Origin of the sequence: Capillimicrobium parvum, assembly GCF_021172045.1 — a bacterium.
Lineage (GTDB): Bacteria > Actinomycetota > Thermoleophilia > Solirubrobacterales > Solirubrobacteraceae > Capillimicrobium > Capillimicrobium parvum.
The window spans coordinates 1,713,110-1,729,080 of the sequence record NZ_CP087164.1; the positions used below are offsets into that span (position 1 = coordinate 1,713,110).

Consider the following 15,971-nt stretch of genomic DNA (forward strand, 5'->3'; position numbering starts at 1 on the left):
CTAGTAGTCGACGGCCAGGACGACGATCGTCGCGTCGTCCTCGAGCGGCTCGGTCCAGCACTCGGTCACCGCCTGCTGGATCGCCATGGCCGTCGCCGCCGCGGTCGGCGCCTCGGCCCGGCCCACGGCGCGGCCCACGCCGTCCAGGCCGAACGTGCCGCCGCCCTTCACGGATCGCTCCGTCACCCCGTCGGTGACGAGCACGAGCCGCTCGCCGTGCTCGAGCCGCGCCGCCGACACCTCGATCTCCGGTGGCGCGTCGCCGCTGCCGAGCGGCGCGTGCACCGGTCCGTCGAGCGCGTGCATCGCCCCGTCGGCGCCCACGACCTGCGCGGGCGGGTGGCCGCAGTTGATCCAGGCGAGCGTCCCCGTCGGCGCGTGCCAGCGGGCGAGGACGGCGGACAGGACCCGGTCGGGCCCGCCCAGCGTGCGCGCCACCTCGTCGATGGCCAGCGCGGCATCGACGAGGTCGCGGCCGCTGCGGCGCGCCGCCCGCAGCGCACCGAGGGCGGCCGCGCCGAAGCCCGCCGCGCTCGGGCCCCTGCCGGCCGCGTCGGCGATCGCCACCCATGCGCCGTCGCGGTTCTCGGAGAAGTCGAACCAGTCCCCGCCGACCTCGTACGTGGGCAGCAGGCCGCCGGCGAGCTGGGCGCCGGTGACGCGGGCGATGCGCGGCGGCAGCAGGTGGTGCTGCACCTCGGCGGCGGCCGAGGTGGGCTTGTGGCGCCGCGCGGTCTCGACGAGATCGGTGTAGTCGTTGGCCAGCTCGAGGGCGAGCGCGCCCTGCTTGGCGATGTCGTCGAGCGAGACGAGCGGCACGCCCACGCAGACCAACAGTCCGAGCACGCGGCCGCGCAGCCACAGGGGCACCGCGACGCAGCGGGGGAGGCGCTCCTTCAGCCGGCCGTAGAAGCTCGGCAGACCCTCCGGCACGATCTCGGGCCCCAGCGCGGGCGGAGCCGGGAGCCGCTCGGGGAAGTCCTCCGATCCGGCGAGCCGCACGAGCTGGGAGCCGTCGATGTCGACGACGTACAGGGCCACGGCGACCCCGGCGGCCCGGCGCGCCTCGGCGACGAGCTGGTCGGCGATGAGATGCGGCGGCACCTCGTCGAGGATGTGCGTGACCTCGAGCGGCAGCGGGCGGTCGCGGCCGAGCCTGCCGGGCGCCTGGTAGGGCAGGGTCGCGACGGTACCGGGATCGCCCGGAGCCGCCGGCGGGACCGGGTCGGGCGGGCGCTCGCGGTCGAGCGCGTCCTCGAGCAGCTCACGGGAGGCGAAGTGCCGGTAGAGCGTCGAGCGCCCCACGCCGGCCGCGGCGGCGATCTGGGCCATGCTGGTGCGGCGGTCCCCGCGCAGGGCGGCCGCCGCGTCCAGGATGCGTTCCCGGCTCGCCAGCGCGTCGGCGCGCAGCGCGTTCAGGGGATCATCGGCCGGCCGCGGGTCCGCCATTCCTCAAACGGTAGGCGTCGGACATGTCTGGCGCCGAACCGGGACACATTCCGACTCAGTGGCCCCGTTTCGACCCATGCTTCTCGGATAACCGGGACAGATGAGGGGTGCTAGACGCACCCGTGTTCCATTTCGGGAGGGAACGATGACCGAGGTCACCGCCACCTACAACTTCACGGACCGCACGCTGCTCGACCGCGACGGCGAGAAGATCGGCAAGGTCGACGAGCTCTACGTCGACCGCGAGGGCGGCCGGCCCGAATGGGCGCTGGTGCACTCCGGGCTGTTCGGCATGCGCAAGACGTTCGTCCCGCTGCGAGGCGCGAGCCCGGACGGCGAGGACGTCCGCCTGCCCATCGAGAAGGCGCAGGTCAAGGATGCGCCGCACATCGATCCCGACGGGCAGCTCAGCGACGCCGAGGAGCGCCAGCTGTTCGAGCACTACGGCGTGCCGTACACCGACGCGGGCTCGACCACCGCGAAGGGCGCGCCCCGCACGGGCCGCACCGGCGCCGGCCGCGACGACGATCGCCGGTTCGAGCGCACCGGCAAGGACCGCGGGACGGTCGGCCGCGACACCTCTGGCCCGAACACCGACGAGGCGATGACGCGCTCCGAGGAGGAGATGCACGTCGGCAAGGAGCGCGTCGAGAGCGGTCATGCCCGGCTGCGCAAGTACGTCGTGACCGAGCAGGTCAACCAGACCGTGCCCGTGAAGCGCGAGGAGGTTCGCATCGAGCGCGAGCCGATCACCGACGCCAACGTCGACCGCGCCACCGACGGGCCGGCGATTTCCGAGGAGCAGCACGACGTCGTCCTCCACGAGGAGCGGCCGGTCGTCGAGAAGAAGGTCGTGCCCAAGGAGCGCGTGCGCCTGGAGACCGACACGGTCACCGAGGACCGCGACGTCTCCGGCGAGGTGCGCAAGGAGCGCATCGAGGGCGACGTCGAGGGCGACGCCGGGAAGCGCGGGAAGCGCGGGACGCGATAGGCCGCGGCGGGCGCCACGTCCCGCTGTCCGCAACCGGTGCGCGGGGCGTGCAAGGCGCCCCGCGCGGGTAGCGAGCGGGCATGAGCCGCAAACAAGGGGCACGAGCCGGCGTGGTGGCATTCCTCGCGGCGGCGGCAGGAGCGGTCGGCTGGGGGCTGTGGCGAACGCGCGGGCGCGGAGCCCGGGCGCACGAGCCGGCGGAATGGGCGTGCGAGTGCGGGCAGCGCTTCCGCTTCAGCGGCGCCGGCCGCCACCGTGTCTACTGGACCGAGGGCGCCCCGGCGCACGAGCCCGTCGTCGGCGACCGCTGCCCGTCGTGTGACCGCCCGCTGCCCGGCGGGCGCGAGGCCGTCGTGCCGGCGATGGACTGACCCACGCCCTACCCGGCGGGGCGCAAGGCGGTTCGTGCCGGCGATGGACTGACCCACGCCCTACCCGGCGGGGCCCGGGGCGGCGGTGGATAGATTGCCCGCGTGACCGCGGTGGCCCGTTCGCACGTCCGGCCGCTGTATGCCGCCGGGTTCGTCACCGCCTTCGGGGCGCACGGCATCGCCGCGAACCTGGCGCAGGTCACGCTGGGCGGCACCGGCTCGCTGTTGTACCTCGGGCTGCTGCTCGCCCTCTACGACGGCGCCGAGGTGGTGCTGAAGCCGGTGTTCGGCTCGCTCGCCGACCGGGTCGGTGCTCGGCCCGTGCTGCTGGGCGGGCTCGCCATGTTCGCCGCCGCGTCGGGGGCGTTCGCCGTGGCCGCGGACACGCGGTGGGTCTGGCTGGCCCGGCTGGCGCAGGGCGCATCGGCGTCGGCGTTCTCGCCCGCGGCCGGGTCGCTCGTGGCCCGTCTGACGCCCGCGGGAGGGCACGGCCGCGCCTTCGGGTCCTACGGGTCGTTCAAGAGCATCGGCTATGCCCTGGGCCCGGTCCTCGGCGGGGTGATCGTGGCGATCGGCGGCCTGCGCTCGCTGTTCGCGGTCATGGCCGTGCTCGCCGCGGTCGTCGCCGTGTGGGCGCTCGCCACCGTCCCGGTGGTGCCGCCGCTGCCGCGGGCGCGCCAGACCCTCGCCGACCTGGCCCGCCGCCTGGCCGACCGGAGCTTCCTGCATCCGACGGCCGCGCTGGCCGCGGCGACGGCCGCGCTCTCGGTCGGGGTCGGCTTCCTGCCCGTGTCGGGGGCCGCCGCCGGCCTCGGCCCCGTCGTCACCGGCGCGGCCGTCTCGCTGCTCGCGGTGACGGCGGCGCTCGTGCAGCCGCAGGCCGGCCGGGCGCTCGACGCCGGTCGCCTGCGCCCGTGGGCGGGCACGGCGGCGGGGCTCGGCATCGCGGGCGCCGGCCTGGCGGTCGCGATGCTGCCCGGACCGGCCGCCGTCCTCGGCGCCGCGGTGGGCATCGGCTGCGGCACCGGGCTGATCACCCCGCTCGCGTTCGCCACGCTGGCCGGCGCCACCCCTCCGGAGCGCATGGGCCAGACCATGGGAGCCGCCGAGTTGGGGCGCGAGCTCGGCGACGCCGGCGGCCCGCTGCTGGTCGGGGCGATCGCCGTGGCCGGGACGCTCGCCCTCGGCTACGGCGCGCTGGCGCTGCTGCTCATCGTGGTGCCGCTCGCGTCCGTGGCCGGTGCGGCCGTGCGGTCCGTGGGGGGTTCGGTTCGGTCGTAGCGGAGGCGGAGGGAACGGACGCGCGGGCATACCCCCAGCCTGTATCCCTCGGCGAGGTGGTTCGTCCGCGGCTCCCGGCTATCATCGGGGCATGGCCACGGAGGCGGCGACCACCCGCGGATACTCGGCGACGAAGGATCAGCTGCAGAAGCGGCTGCGGCGTATCGAAGGCCAGGTTCGCGGCATCGAGAAGATGATCGACGAGGACCGGTACTGCATCGACGTGCTCACCCAGATCAGCGCGATCCAGGCGGCGCTCGACAAGGTGGCGCTCGGCCTGCTCGACGGCCACGCCCGCCACTGCGTCGTCGGTGGACAGACCGAAGGCGAGCCGGAGGAGCTCACCGACGAGTTGATGGCGGCGGTCGCCCGCCTCATGCGCCGCGGCTGAGCGCCGCAGGGAGCGTCCCCTCGCCGACGCCCGGCGTTGCACGTCGGGCGCCGATGGAGCATCATGCAGGGACGGCGGCGTGAGACGTCGCCGGCGCGCTACGACAAAAGACCGTAGTCCGATCCATGGAGCCGCGCTTTGCCGGCGCAGCTCCGGCAGGTGTCGTCCGGACCGCGGAGGTTGGCCAGGGTGGAGTTGTCGATTGTCGTAGGGAATCCGAAGCCGCAGTCGCGCACGCTGGCCGTGGCGGCGGCGGTGGCCGAACGCGTCGCCGGGGCGTCGGGAGCGACGGTCGCCCGGACCGTCGACCTGTGCGACCACGCCGACGATCTGTTCCGGTGGCCGCACGAGGGGCTGGCGGCGATCAACGACGCGGTGGCGGCGAGCGACTTCGTCGTCTTCGCGTCGCCGACGTACAAGGCGGCGTACACGGGCCTGCTGAAGGCGTTCCTCGACCGCTACCCCAACAACGGGCTGGCCGGCGTGACGGCGATCCCGGTCATGACGGGCGGGTCGCCGACGCATGCGATGGCGGTCGACACGTCGCTGCGGCCGGTGCTCGTCGAGCTCGGCGCGTCGCTGCCGACGCGCGGCCTCTTCTTCGTGATGACGCAGATGCCGGAGCTCGAGACGGTGGTCGACGAGTGGGCGGCCCAGAACCTGACGGGGCCGGCGGTGCTCGGCCCGATGACCCGAGGGACGGTGGAAGGATGACGACGACGGACATGGTTGACATCGACCCCGGGCGCTTCCGCCAGGTGCTGGCGCACCTGCCGACGGGCGTGACGGTCATCTCCGCGCACGGCGCCGACGCCCCGATCGGGATGGCGGCGAACTCGGTGACGTCGGTCTCGCTGGACCCGCCGCTGATCCTGGTCTGTCCGGCGAAGTCCTCGTCGACGTGGCCGAAGATCCGCGCGGCCGGCGCGTTCTGCGTGAACGTGATGGCCGGCCATCACGAGCAGGTCACGCGCCAGTTCGCGGCCAAGGAGGCGGACCGCTTCAAGGGGATCGACCACACGCACCGCCCGACCGGGCCGGCGCTGTGCGACGCCGTCGCCTGGATCGAGTGCACGCTCGAGGACGAGCACGACGCGGGCGACCACACGATCGTCGTCGCCCGGGTGGTGGCCATCGAGGCGGTACCCGACGCCGAGCCGCTCGTGTTCTTCCGCGGCAGCTACGGGTCGTTCCGGGCGCCGGACCCGTCCTAGCTCCCTCGCGGCTCAGCCGGTGGTCAGCGCCCGACGAGGCACCTACGCCACCCCTGCGGCGGCGCTCGCGAGCCCCATGTGGGTTCCGGCGCCGGCGAGCACGTCGGCGAGCCGGGCGACGATGTCGTCGATGAGCTGCCGGTCGCTGATGAGCGGCGGCGCGATCTGCAGGACCGCGTCCCCGCGGTCGTCGGCGCGGGCGATGAGCCCGGCGTCGAGCAGCCGGCCGGGCAGGAAGCCGCGCAGGAGGCGGTCGCGCTCGGCCTGGTCGAAGCGCGTGTTCGCCTCGTCCTTGACGAGCTCCATCGCCCAGAAGAACCCGGCGCCGCGCACGTCGCCGACGACGGGCAGGTCCCGCAGCGTGCCCAGCCGCTCGGCCAGGTAGGGCTCGAGCGCGCGCACGTTGTCGAGGATGCCGTCGCGCTCGAAGATCTCCATGTTCTTCAGCGCGATCGCGGCGCTGACCGGGTGCCCGCCGAAGGTGATGCCGTGGCGGACGACGCCGCCCGCGTCGACGATCGGGTCGACGACACGGTCGGCGGCGAGCACCGCGCCCATCGGAGCGTAGGCCGACGTCAGGCCCTTGGCGATGCTGACGAGGTCCGGGACGACGCCCTCACGGGCGATGCCGAACCACTCCCCGAGGCGCCCGCAGCCGGTGATGACCTCGTCGGCCATGAGCAGCGCGCCGTGGCGGTCGGCCAGCGCGCGCAGACCGCGCCAGTAGCCGGGGGGTGCGACGAGGCAGCCGCCGGCGTTCTGAACGGGTTCGGCGATGATCAGCGCGACCTCGTCGGGACCGGCCGTCTGGATCGCCGCCTCGACCTCGGCGAGCAGCCGCGCGCAGAACGCGCCGGCATCGTCGCCGTCGGGCGCGCGGAACGCGTTGGTGTTCGACACGTGCGTCACATCGATCGGGGCTTGGCCGAACGGCTCCTTGAAGCGCGGCACGCCGGTGAACGACAGCGCGCCGAGGGTGACCCCGTGGTAGGCGATGTCGCGCGCGATCGCCTTCGTGCGCTGCGGCTGGCCGATCGCGTGGAAGTGCTCGCGCACGATCTTCCAGGCCGCCTCGACCGCCTCGGAGCCGCCGCACGTGAAGAAGACGCGGTTGAGGCCGTCGGGCGCGACGTCCGCGAGCCGATCGGCCAGCTCGATCGCTGGCGGGTGGGCGGTTGCCCAGTTCGTGTTGAACGGCAGCGTCGTGAGCTGTGCCGCGGCGGCGGCCGCCATCTCCTCGCCGTAGCTGTAGCCGATCTGCGCGCAGAACAGGCTCGACAGCGCGTCGATGTGGCGCCGGCCCTTCGTGTCGAAGACGTAGGGGCCCTCGCCGCGCTCGAGCACGAGCAGGTCGTCGACCTGCTGCTTGGAGAAGTGCAGCAGCAGGTGCTCGCCGGCGGTCGCCTGCAGCTCGTCGTGCGTCATGCCGCCCATCGGGTGGTCACCACCTTCTTGCGCGTGTAGAACTCGACCGCGTCGCGGCCGTTGGCATGGAGGTCCCCGTCGATGGAGTCCTTCCAGCCGGAGAACGGAAACCAGGCCACGGGCGCGGCCACGCCGACGTTGACGCCGACCATGCCGGCCTGCACGCCGTATCGGTACGCGCGGGCCGCGCCGCCGGACTCCGTGAAGATCACCGACGCGTTGCCGTAGCGGCCGGCGTTGACGAGGTCGATCGCCTCGTCGAGGTCCGCGGCGCGCACCAGGGTGAGCACCGGCCCGAACAGCTCCTCCTCGATCGCGCGGTGCCCGGCCGGGACGTCGTCGAGGATCGTCGGGCCGAGCAGGCACCCGCCCGGGCCGGGGTCGCCGCGCCCGTCGAGGACCACGGTGGCCCCGTCGGCCGCGGCCTGCTCGATGTCGGCGACGAGGCGGGCGTGGGCGGCCGGATCGACGACGGGGCACACGTCGGTGTCCGGGTCCAGGCCCGGGCCGGTGCGCAGCCGCGCGGCCGCCTCGACGATGCGGTCGCGCGCCGCGTCCTGCTCGGCGCGGGTGCCCACGAGGACGGCGATCGAGCCCGCGAGGCACCGCTGGCCCGCGGCACCGAACGCCGAGCCCATCACGCCGCCGGCCATGAGCTCCGGGTCGGCGTCGGGCATGACGACCATCGAGTTCTTCGCGCCGCCGAGCGCCTGCACGCGCTTGCCGCTCGCGATCGCGCGCTCGGCCACGTACCGGGCGGTGCGCGCCGACCCGACGAACGAGACCGCGTCCACGCCGGGGTGGTCGAGCAGGGCGTTGACCGCGTCGTGGGCGCCGTGGACGAGGTTGATCAGGCCCGTCGGGAACGCGTCGACCGACGCGGCGAGCTCGACGATTCGCTCGCCGGGCAGCGGGTCCTGCTCCGACGGCTTGAGGACGAACGCGTTGCCGGCCGCCACCGCGTAGGGCAGGAACCAGAGCGGGATCATCGCCGGGAAGTTGAACGGGGTGATCGCCGCGACCACGCCGACCGGCTGGCGGATCATCTCGACGTCGACGCCGGTCGCGACGCCCTCGAGGTTCTCGCCCTTGAGCAGGTGCGGCATGGCGGTCGCCGCCTCGCAAGACTCGATCCCGCGGCCGACCTCGGCGGCCGCGTCGGCGAGCGTCTTGCCCATGTCGCGGCTGACGAGCTCGGCGAGCTCGTCGTGGTGGGCGTTCAGCACCTCGCGCAGGGCCATCACCGCGCGGGCGCGCTGCAGCGGCGAGGTCGCGCGCCACGTCGCGGCGGCAGCGCGCGCGGCGGTCACCGCGCCGTCCACGTCGGCGGCGGTCGACAGCGGCACGCGGGCGAGCAGTTCGCCGGTGGCCGGGTCGCGATCCTCGAGCGAGTCGGTCGCGGCCGACGGCGTCCAGGCGCCGCCCACGAAGTTGGCGAGCATGCGGGTGTCGGTCGGGCGCGGGACGGTGTCGGCGGTCATGGACGACAGGCTGGCGGTCCGGGCGGGGCGTGGGCAACGGGGCGAACCGTGTGCGCTCGATCGCGCCGACGCGACAGAGTGTCTAGTGGCCCCCGCAAACGTGGCATCCGAAAGCGGGGCGCATCTCGAGCACAACGTTCCCGGGAAGACCCACTAGCCCCGGCCCGGCCGGCCGGCGCCGCGGACGTGGCGGCGGGCCGCGATCGCCAGCTGCAGCGCGAGCAGCGTCTCCGCATCGGACAGGTCGCGCCCGAGGACCCGCTCGAGCCGGGCGATGCGGTCGTAGAGCGCCTGGCGGTTGAGATGCAGCGCCCGCGCGGTCTCCGCCTTGCGGCCGCCGTGCGCGCACAGCGTCTCGAGCGTCGGCATCAGCGGATGCCGGCTGCGGGCGTCGTGCTCGAGGACGGGTCCGAGGACGAGCTCGACGAAGCGGCGCAGGTCCTCGCCGCCGCCCAGGCGCCAGAGCAGGCGCTCGAGCGGCATCGCGGTCGCGTCGTGCCATGGGCGCGGGGGCAGGTCCGCCGCCACCGCACACGCCTCGACGGCGTCGCGCAGCCCGTCGCGCAGCGCCCGCCATCCCCCGGCGGCGCCGGCGGCCACGACCGCGTCGGGGACCGCGTGCCGGCGCGCCGCCTCCCTGATGGCGCCCGCAGCACGCTCCGCGGTCGCGTCACGGTCGGGGGCGCCGCGCAGTCCGAGCACGACGAGGAGGTCGCCCCGCTCCGGATCCACGCCGACCAGCGCGGGCACGCCGAGCCCGGCGATCTCGCGTTCGAGGTCGCGCAGCGCGGCGGTCCACGAGCCGCGCGCCCCGGCGGTCCGGGCGGCCTCGCCGTCCTCGGGCTCGGCGAGCCGGGCGGCGAGCGGCAGGAGCACCGCGGCATCGCGCGGGGCGAAGCCCATCGCGCGCGCCCGGGCCTCCGCAAGCGCCGGATCGATGCCGCCGTCGGCGATCCGGGTCAGCAGGTCGCCGCGCCCGAGGGCGAGCAGCTCGGCCTCCTGGCGCGTGCGCAGGAACGCCATCCCGACGATGCCCGCGGCGCGGCCGATCGCCAGCGGGGCGAACGCGTCGAGCGGCGTGTCGACCGGCAGCGCGACGAGCCGCCCGGCGCTCCGCGCGCCGTCCCCGGGTACCGCGGCGACGACCCCGACGTCGGCGGCCTCGGCGCGCGAGCGGACCCACGCGGCGACGGGATCGGCGTCCGGACCGGCCTCCCGCGGCGCCGCGAAGGCCAGCAGGCGGCCGTCGCCGGTCTCGAGGAAGACCGGGTTGCCCAGCGTGTCGGCGAGGAGCGCGAGCACCTCCGGCACCCCGTCGCCCTGCAGCATCGCCGCCGTGAAACGCTGGTGCAGGTCCTCTGCCCGGCGCAGGAGGTCGTAGTCGTGGTTGATGATCTCGGTGTGGATGGCCTCGGTGACCGCGACGAAGCGGACCTGGGCGTGCAGCTCGACGAGCGGGAGCCCGCGGCGTTCGGCCTCTCCGACGAGCGCGGCCGGGAGCCGGCCGGCGAACGTCTCGCCGAGCTCGATCACCAGCCCGGCGACCTCGCGCCCCGCGAGGGCGGCCACGAAACGGCGCTGCTGCTCCGCGCGCGAGCCGATGCCCATGCCGGTCGTCAGCAGCAGCTCGCCTCCACGCAGCATGGCGGCGATGTCCGGCACCTCCCCGGCGTGGACCCAGCGGATCGGCCGGTCGAGTGCGGCGGCGCCGGCGACGACGGTCGGCAGCCCGCGGTGCAGCTCCGGCAGCGCGAGCGCCGAACGCACGGTGATTCGCGAGAGCGGCACGGGGCCGTGTTGCGTGACGCTGCGCATGGCGGCGTGGGCAGTATCGCCTCTGGGCGGCGATCGACCGGCCCCCGCCGACCGGGCGCTTCGCGAGCTGACGCAGCGTCGCAACCGCCATGCCGGCGTGCGCGCCCCGCTGTTACGCTCGCGCGATGGATGCCTACGACGGCATCGTCGTGGGCGGGGGCCACAACGGCCTTGTCGCCGCGATCGAGCTGGCGCGCGCCGGATGGCGCATACTGATCCTCGAGCAGGGTGAGCGGCTCGGCGGCGCGGTGATGAGCGCCGAGATCACCCGCCCCGGCTTCGTCCACGACCTGTACTCGACGAACCAGAACACGTTTCGCGGGGGCCTCGTCTACGGCGTGCTCGGCGAGGACCTCGAGCGCCATGGGCTGCGCTACGCGACCACCGACAAGCCGTTCGCCAACGCATTCCCCGGCGGCCGGGTCCTCAAGGTCTACCAGGACGCGGAGCGCACGCTGGCCGGACTTCGCGAGCACGATCCCGGCGACGCGGACGGTTGGCTCGAGCTGAAGGAGCTGTTCGATCGGCTGAGCCCGGCCATCTTCGAGCTGTACGGCTCGGCGCTCCCGTCGTGGGCCGCCGCCATGGCCGCCGGCCGCGCGCTGCGCCGCCTCGGCGTGAAGGGCGCGGCGGAGGGCGCGCAGCTCCTGCTGTCGTCGACCCGCGAGCTCGGCGACCTCTACATGTCCAGCCCCGAGGCGAAGGCGCTGCTCGCCACCTGGGGCATGCACCCCGACTTCGGCCCCGACGTGTCGGCCGGGGCGATGTTCCCCTTCGTCGAGGTCTTCTCCGACGCGGCCGCCGGCATGTCGATCGTCGAGGGCGGCGCCTCGCGGATGATCGACGCGCTGGCCGCCGTGCTGGCCGACCACGGCGGCGCGGCGAGGACCGGCGCGGCGGTGCGCCGCATCCTCACCGACGGGGACCGCGCGACCGGCGTCGAGCTCGAATCCGGCGAGCGGATCGGCGCGACGCGGGCCGTGGTGGCGAGCGTCACGCCGACCGCGCTCTACGGTCGCCTGCTCGAGGGCGGGCCCGTCCGCGAGTCGTTGCGCCGGGAAGCAGCCCGCTACCGCTACGGCCCGGGGACGATGATGGTCCACGTCGCGCTCAGCGCACCGCCCGCGTGGGCCGCCGGCGGCGACCTCGGCGAGTTCGCCTACGTGCACATCGCGCCCTACGTGGCCGATCTGGCCGACACGTACACGGCCGCGAGCAACGGCCTGCTGCCCAGCAGCCCGCTGCTGATCGTCGGCCAGAGCAGCGCCGTCGACCCTTCCCGCGCCCCGGCCGGCCGGGCCGTTCTGTGGGTGCAGGTCCGTGCGCTGCCGGCGCGGATCCGCGGCGACGCGGCGGGCGAGATCACCGCGAGCGACTGGCGAGAGGCCGCCGAGCCCTACGCCGACCGGGTGATCGCCAAGCTCGCCGAGTACGCCCCGGGCATCGACGAGCTCATCCTCGATCGCGCCGTCCTGACCCCGGCCGACCTCGAGGCACACGATCCGAACCTCGTCGGCGGCGACAGCGTCGCCGGAAGCCACCACCTGCGCCAGAACTTCGCGTTTCGACCACTGCGCAGCACGCCGGGCTACAGGACCCCGGTCGAAGGTCTGTACATGACCGGAGCGGCGACCTGGCCGGGTGGGGGCGTCACCGGCCTCTCGGGCCACCTCGCGGCCCAGACGGTGCTCGGCGGCAGCACGCTCTCCGCCCGCGCGGCATCCATCAGGCGCAGGCTCGCCGGCGGGAAGTGACGCGAGCCCGGAGTGTTTCGATCTGCTGGTCGTCGCCGGGGGCGAGGGCGGCAAGACGCTGCCCGCCACCGGCAAAGTGACAGATGTCCGTCGCGATCAGTGACCATGGCTCTCGGGGTCGCGCGCCGGCGGGCGGCCCTCGTCGAGGCGGCCCATGACGGCGAGGTCGTCGCGACTCAGCGCGAAGTCGAACAGTTCGATGTTCTGCGCGATGCGGGCGGGGTCGGAGGAACGTGCGGTGAAGGCGAGTCCGAGCTCGACATGCCAGCGCAGGATGATCTGGGCGGGCGTGCGGCGGTGGCGTTCGGCGAGCTCGACGACGATCGGGTGGCGCAGGAGGCGGCCGTCGCGGCCCAGTGGGCCCCACGCCTCGGTCGCGATCCCGCGGGCCGCGTGGTAGGCGCGCAGCTCCTCCCGCGGGAGCGTCGGGTCCAGTTCGACCTGGTTGACCTCGGGCGGCACGCCGGTCTCGGCGATGAGCCGGTCGATGTGGGCGGGCAGGAAGTTCGAGACGCCGATCGCGCGGACACGTCCCTCGTCGCGCAGCGCGATGAGGCCGTGCCAGGCGTCGACGTAGCGGTCCAGCCAGGGGTTGGGCCAGTGGATGAGGAACAGATCGAGGTGGTCGGTGCCGAGGCGGCGCAGCGCGTTGTCACACGCGCGCGCGACGAGGTCCCGGCCCTGCCACCGCGCGTTGAACTTCGTCGACAGGAAGATGTCCTCGCGCGGCACGCCGCTGTCGCGGACCGCCCGGCCGACGTCCCGTTCGTTGGCGTACTGCTCGGACGTGTCGATCAGGCGGTAGCCGGCCGCCAGCGCGTGGTGCACCGCGGCACGGGCCTCGTCGCCGGTCAGCGGCCAGGTGCCGAGCCCGACCAGCGGCATCTCGACGCCGGAGGCGAGCGTCAGCCGGCCGTTCACAGCGACGGTCGCAGGAGACCGGCTTCGAGCTCGGCGGCCATCGCTTGCCAGACGAAGCGGTCGTTGAACGCCGAGCCGAGGTCCGGCAGCTCGGCGAGGTCGCGCGCGTCGAGCTCGGGCGGCTGCGCCCCGAGGCGGGCGAGCTCGACGCTGACGGCGAGCAGGACGTTCAGGTTGACCGCGAGGACGGTGGCCTGCTCGACCGTCTGGGCGGCGACGGTGATGCCGTGGCCGAGCAGGATGCAGACGGGGCGGTCGCCCATCGCGTCGAGCATCTCCGCGGCGAGGTCGCGCCTCGTGATGAGCACCGAGCGCGGATAGACCGGCACGCCGTCGACCGCCAGACGCAGCGCCGGGATGTTGAACGCGCCGAACACCGGGCGGGGCGGCGGCTGGGCCAGCCCGCACAGCAGCGCCGCGGGCGGATGGGCGTGCACGACCGCCCCGACGTCGGGGCGCGCGCGCATGAGCTCGGTGTGGATCGGCAGCTCCTTGGGCGCGGAGAAGCCGGTCGGCAGGTCGACCGGCCGGCCGTCGAGGTCCACGCGCCACACGTCGCCAGGGTCGCTGAGCGCGAGTCCGCGCTCGTCCTCGCCGCGGCAGCGGACGACAAGCTCGTCCTCGGCGACGCGGGCCGAGACGTGGCCGAGGATCCCCTCGACGAGGCCCTTGGCGGCGAGGATGCGGCAGGCGGTCGCGACCGTCGCCCGCAGCGACGGCCCGTCGTCGTTGACGATCACTGCTCGGCCTCGCCTTCCGGGCCGAACGGGGTCTTCAGCAGCTCCGAGAACAGCTCGTGCGACTGCCAGGTGAGCACCTCGAGCTCGACCGGATCCAGCCGGATGCCGTAGCCGAGCTTCGGCGCGACGATCTCCAGCCGGACGCCCTGGCGCGTGTGGACCTTGCGCACCTGGACGGTCGCGTACTCGTTGGCCAGCTCGATCGGCTCGCTGCCGGGGAGGTCGTCCATCACAGGAAGACCGCGAGGTTCTGGGTGCGCAGGACGGACTCGTCGAGCAGCACGGTCCGGCGCGCGAGCCGAAGCGCGCCGTTCTCGCGGCGCAGCACGTCCGTGCGCCCGCCGGAGAGGAGGTCGTGGTCGTGGATGTCGCCGCGGCTGCGGAACAGCAGGATGTTGCTGCGCACGACCAGCTCGCCGGCGGCGTCGCCCTCCCACGCCCGCACGTTCGTGACGAACCGGCGGGTCCGCGACGGCGGATCCTCGGCCCACGCGTGCTCCGTGTCGAAGCGGGCGACGCGCTTGCCCAGGGAGTAGCGGTCCTCGTCGAAGTGCGCCATGTCTTCGAGGGCGCTGTCGTCGAGCGAGTGTGCCGACGTGATCCGGACGGGGACGAGGTAGCGGACGTCCTGCGTGAGCATGTCCAGCCACTCGTGGTGGCGGCGCTCGTCGAGTTCCTCTGCCTCGCGGTAGAGGAACTCGAGGACGTCGTCGTACGTGTCGCTGCCATAGCTGATCGCGATGCGGTTGGCGGTGGTCTCCATGGCCTCAGTCCAGGGTCGCGACGCGCGCCGACCGGCCGTTGCCCTCCGCGGCGATCGCGCCCTCCATGAGGTCGCACCACTGCGACAGCAGCTCGCGCTGGTTGTACTCGCCGAAGCCGGTGTACGCGCGGCCCGGAGCCGGCCAGTCGATGGGCTCGGTGACGGTCCGCCCGTCGCGCAGCAGCCCCATGCGGCTGTGCAGGTTCAGGCGCTCGGCCATCTGCCCGCGCGCCATCTGCGTGATCGAGGTCCAGTTCTCCACGTCGTCCTGCTCGAACATGCCCGACGAGCCAAAGCACATCAGGTACGCCTTGTAGGACGCGCCCTTGTACCAGTCCGGCGCCTGGCGATCGACCGCGAACCAGGAGTACACCTCGGTCTCGGTCGCGCTGACCGGCTGCCACAGGCGGATCGAGATGAACGGGACGACGAGCCCCTCGGCGTTCACGATCGGCCAGTTGTGGACGAAGCTCAGGTTGGGCAGCGTCGTCGCGGCCGAGGGCATGAAGCCCGCGTCGCCGACCATCGAGCGGTGCTCGGCCGGCCAGCTGGCGGTCATCCGGTCGATCATCTCGTCCGGATAGCCGATGCCGCGCAGGTTCTCGCGGAAGTCGCCGGCCGACATCTTGTAGGTCGTCCCGCCGCCGCTCCCGGCGAACCACAACGCGCCTTCCTTGCGCTTCTTCGCCTTCGGGGCGGAGAAGAGGTCGATCTCCACGATGCTCGCGTGGGTGTGGGGCGTGTGGTAGGTGTCGCCGGCGAAGTTCTCCGCGCCGATCTTCCAATTGGCCTTCACGCGGAAGCGCTGCGGGCCGCGGACCTCGGCGCCCTGCGGGCTCTGGCGGAAGTAGAAGTCGACGTAGAAGCGGAAGCCGCCGAGGAAGTCCTCGAGATCGGGCGCGTCCTCGTCGAGCGAGGCGAAGATCAGGCCGTCGTAGGCGGCGACGCGCGGCGCCGGCAGCAGCGACACCCCGCGGCGGCGCAACCCCGCCTCGCCGCCGTAGGCGTCGCCGTGGAACGGCACCCCGGTCAGCTCGCCCGAGTTCTTGTACGTCCACGCGTGGTACGGGCAGCGGAAGTGCGAGGTGTTGCCTGCCTCGGACCGGCAGACCTGCATCCCGCGGTGCAGGCACATGTTGAACAGCACGCGGATCTCGCCGGTCTCGTCGCGCGTGACGATGAACGAGTCGTCGACGATCCGCCGCACGACGTAGTCGCCGGGCTCCGGGATCTCCGACTCGTGCGCCATGAACATCCATGCCTTCGCGAAGACGTGGCGCTTCTCGGCCTCGAAGATCTCCGGATCGCTGTAGATGCGGGCCGGGATCATGCCGCGCCGGACGTCGTCGAGGATCGCCTGCAGGCTCATCGCGTC

Annotated in this window: 16 protein-coding genes; 7 read left to right on the top strand and 9 right to left on the bottom strand. The window is 73.8% G+C overall.

Going from position 1 to position 15,971, the window contains the following annotated elements; all coding sequences use genetic code 11:
- Entirely contained in the window at window positions 1-1,449 is a 1,449-nt protein-coding gene (locus DSM104329_RS08470; protein ID WP_259314996.1) for a SpoIIE family protein phosphatase, read from the bottom strand.
- A 145-nt stretch (window positions 1,450-1,594) separates the two neighbouring features.
- Between DSM104329_RS08470 and DSM104329_RS08475 the strand changes: the two genes are divergently transcribed.
- The 6 genes from DSM104329_RS08475 (at window position 1,595) to DSM104329_RS08500 (ending at window position 5,697) form a co-directional block, all read left to right on the top strand.
- On the top strand, window positions 1,595-2,440 hold the full coding sequence (locus DSM104329_RS08475) for a PRC and DUF2382 domain-containing protein (protein WP_259314997.1): 846 nt from the start codon (window positions 1,595-1,597) through the stop codon (window positions 2,438-2,440).
- Between the two features lie 80 nt (window positions 2,441-2,520).
- Window positions 2,521-2,811: a hypothetical protein gene (locus DSM104329_RS08480; protein ID WP_259314998.1), complete on the top strand. Its 291-nt coding sequence runs from the start codon at window positions 2,521-2,523 to the stop codon at window positions 2,809-2,811.
- A 102-nt stretch (window positions 2,812-2,913) separates the two neighbouring features.
- A complete protein-coding gene (locus tag DSM104329_RS08485; protein WP_259314999.1) occupies window positions 2,914-4,092 on the top strand; it encodes an MFS transporter in 1,179 nt (392 codons plus the stop codon).
- Window positions 4,093-4,183: 91 nt separating this feature from the next.
- Window positions 4,184-4,483, top strand: coding sequence for a metal-sensitive transcriptional regulator (locus DSM104329_RS08490; protein WP_259315000.1), 300 nt, complete (start codon window positions 4,184-4,186; stop codon window positions 4,481-4,483).
- Window positions 4,484-4,672: 189 nt separating this feature from the next.
- Window positions 4,673-5,197, top strand: coding sequence for an NAD(P)H-dependent oxidoreductase (locus DSM104329_RS08495; RefSeq protein WP_259315001.1), 525 nt, complete (start codon window positions 4,673-4,675; stop codon window positions 5,195-5,197).
- Complete coding sequence (locus DSM104329_RS08500; RefSeq protein WP_259315002.1) at window positions 5,194-5,697, top strand: flavin reductase family protein; 504 nt, start codon at window positions 5,194-5,196, stop codon at window positions 5,695-5,697. Before DSM104329_RS08495 ends, DSM104329_RS08500 begins: the two co-directional genes overlap by 4 nt.
- Window positions 5,698-5,739: 42 nt before the next feature.
- On the opposite strand, the gene DSM104329_RS08505 is transcribed toward DSM104329_RS08500, so the two are convergent.
- From DSM104329_RS08505 to DSM104329_RS08515, 3 genes are all read right to left on the bottom strand, one after another.
- Complete coding sequence (locus tag DSM104329_RS08505) at window positions 5,740-7,131, bottom strand: aspartate aminotransferase family protein (protein WP_259315003.1); 1,392 nt, start codon at window positions 7,129-7,131, stop codon at window positions 5,740-5,742.
- On the bottom strand, window positions 7,119-8,603 hold the full coding sequence (gene mmsA, locus DSM104329_RS08510) for a CoA-acylating methylmalonate-semialdehyde dehydrogenase (protein WP_259315004.1): 1,485 nt from the start codon (window positions 8,601-8,603) through the stop codon (window positions 7,119-7,121). The genes DSM104329_RS08505 and mmsA overlap by 13 nt, the downstream gene beginning before the upstream one ends.
- Window positions 8,604-8,756: 153 nt before the next feature.
- Window positions 8,757-10,418, bottom strand: a complete 1,662-nt coding sequence (locus DSM104329_RS08515; protein WP_259315005.1) for a PucR family transcriptional regulator — start codon at window positions 10,416-10,418, stop codon at window positions 8,757-8,759.
- Window positions 10,419-10,543: 125 nt separating this feature from the next.
- Between DSM104329_RS08515 and DSM104329_RS08520 the strand changes: the two genes are divergently transcribed.
- Window positions 10,544-12,172 (top strand): phytoene desaturase family protein, encoded by a 1,629-nt coding sequence (locus tag DSM104329_RS08520; protein WP_259315006.1) that lies wholly within the window; start codon window positions 10,544-10,546, stop codon window positions 12,170-12,172.
- 96 nt (window positions 12,173-12,268) lie between these two features.
- On the opposite strand, the gene DSM104329_RS08525 is transcribed toward DSM104329_RS08520, so the two are convergent.
- From DSM104329_RS08525 to DSM104329_RS08545, 5 genes are read right to left on the bottom strand one after another with little or no spacing between them, the layout of a single operon-like run.
- Window positions 12,269-13,093: an aldo/keto reductase gene (locus DSM104329_RS08525; RefSeq protein ID WP_259315007.1), complete on the bottom strand. Its 825-nt coding sequence runs from the start codon at window positions 13,091-13,093 to the stop codon at window positions 12,269-12,271.
- Complete coding sequence (locus tag DSM104329_RS08530) at window positions 13,090-13,833, bottom strand: class II aldolase/adducin family protein (RefSeq protein ID WP_259315008.1); 744 nt, start codon at window positions 13,831-13,833, stop codon at window positions 13,090-13,092. The genes DSM104329_RS08525 and DSM104329_RS08530 overlap by 4 nt, the downstream gene beginning before the upstream one ends.
- Entirely contained in the window at window positions 13,830-14,063 is a 234-nt protein-coding gene (locus tag DSM104329_RS08535) for a hypothetical protein (RefSeq protein WP_259315009.1), read from the bottom strand. The genes DSM104329_RS08530 and DSM104329_RS08535 overlap by 4 nt, the downstream gene beginning before the upstream one ends.
- Window positions 14,063-14,596 (bottom strand): 3-phenylpropionate/cinnamic acid dioxygenase subunit beta, encoded by a 534-nt coding sequence (locus DSM104329_RS08540; protein ID WP_259315010.1) that lies wholly within the window; start codon window positions 14,594-14,596, stop codon window positions 14,063-14,065. Before DSM104329_RS08540 ends, DSM104329_RS08535 begins: the two co-directional genes overlap by 1 nt.
- 4 nt (window positions 14,597-14,600) lie before the next feature.
- Window positions 14,601-15,965, bottom strand: coding sequence for a Rieske 2Fe-2S domain-containing protein (locus tag DSM104329_RS08545; RefSeq protein ID WP_259315011.1), 1,365 nt, complete (start codon window positions 15,963-15,965; stop codon window positions 14,601-14,603).
- Window positions 15,966-15,971: the final 6 nt, after the last annotated feature.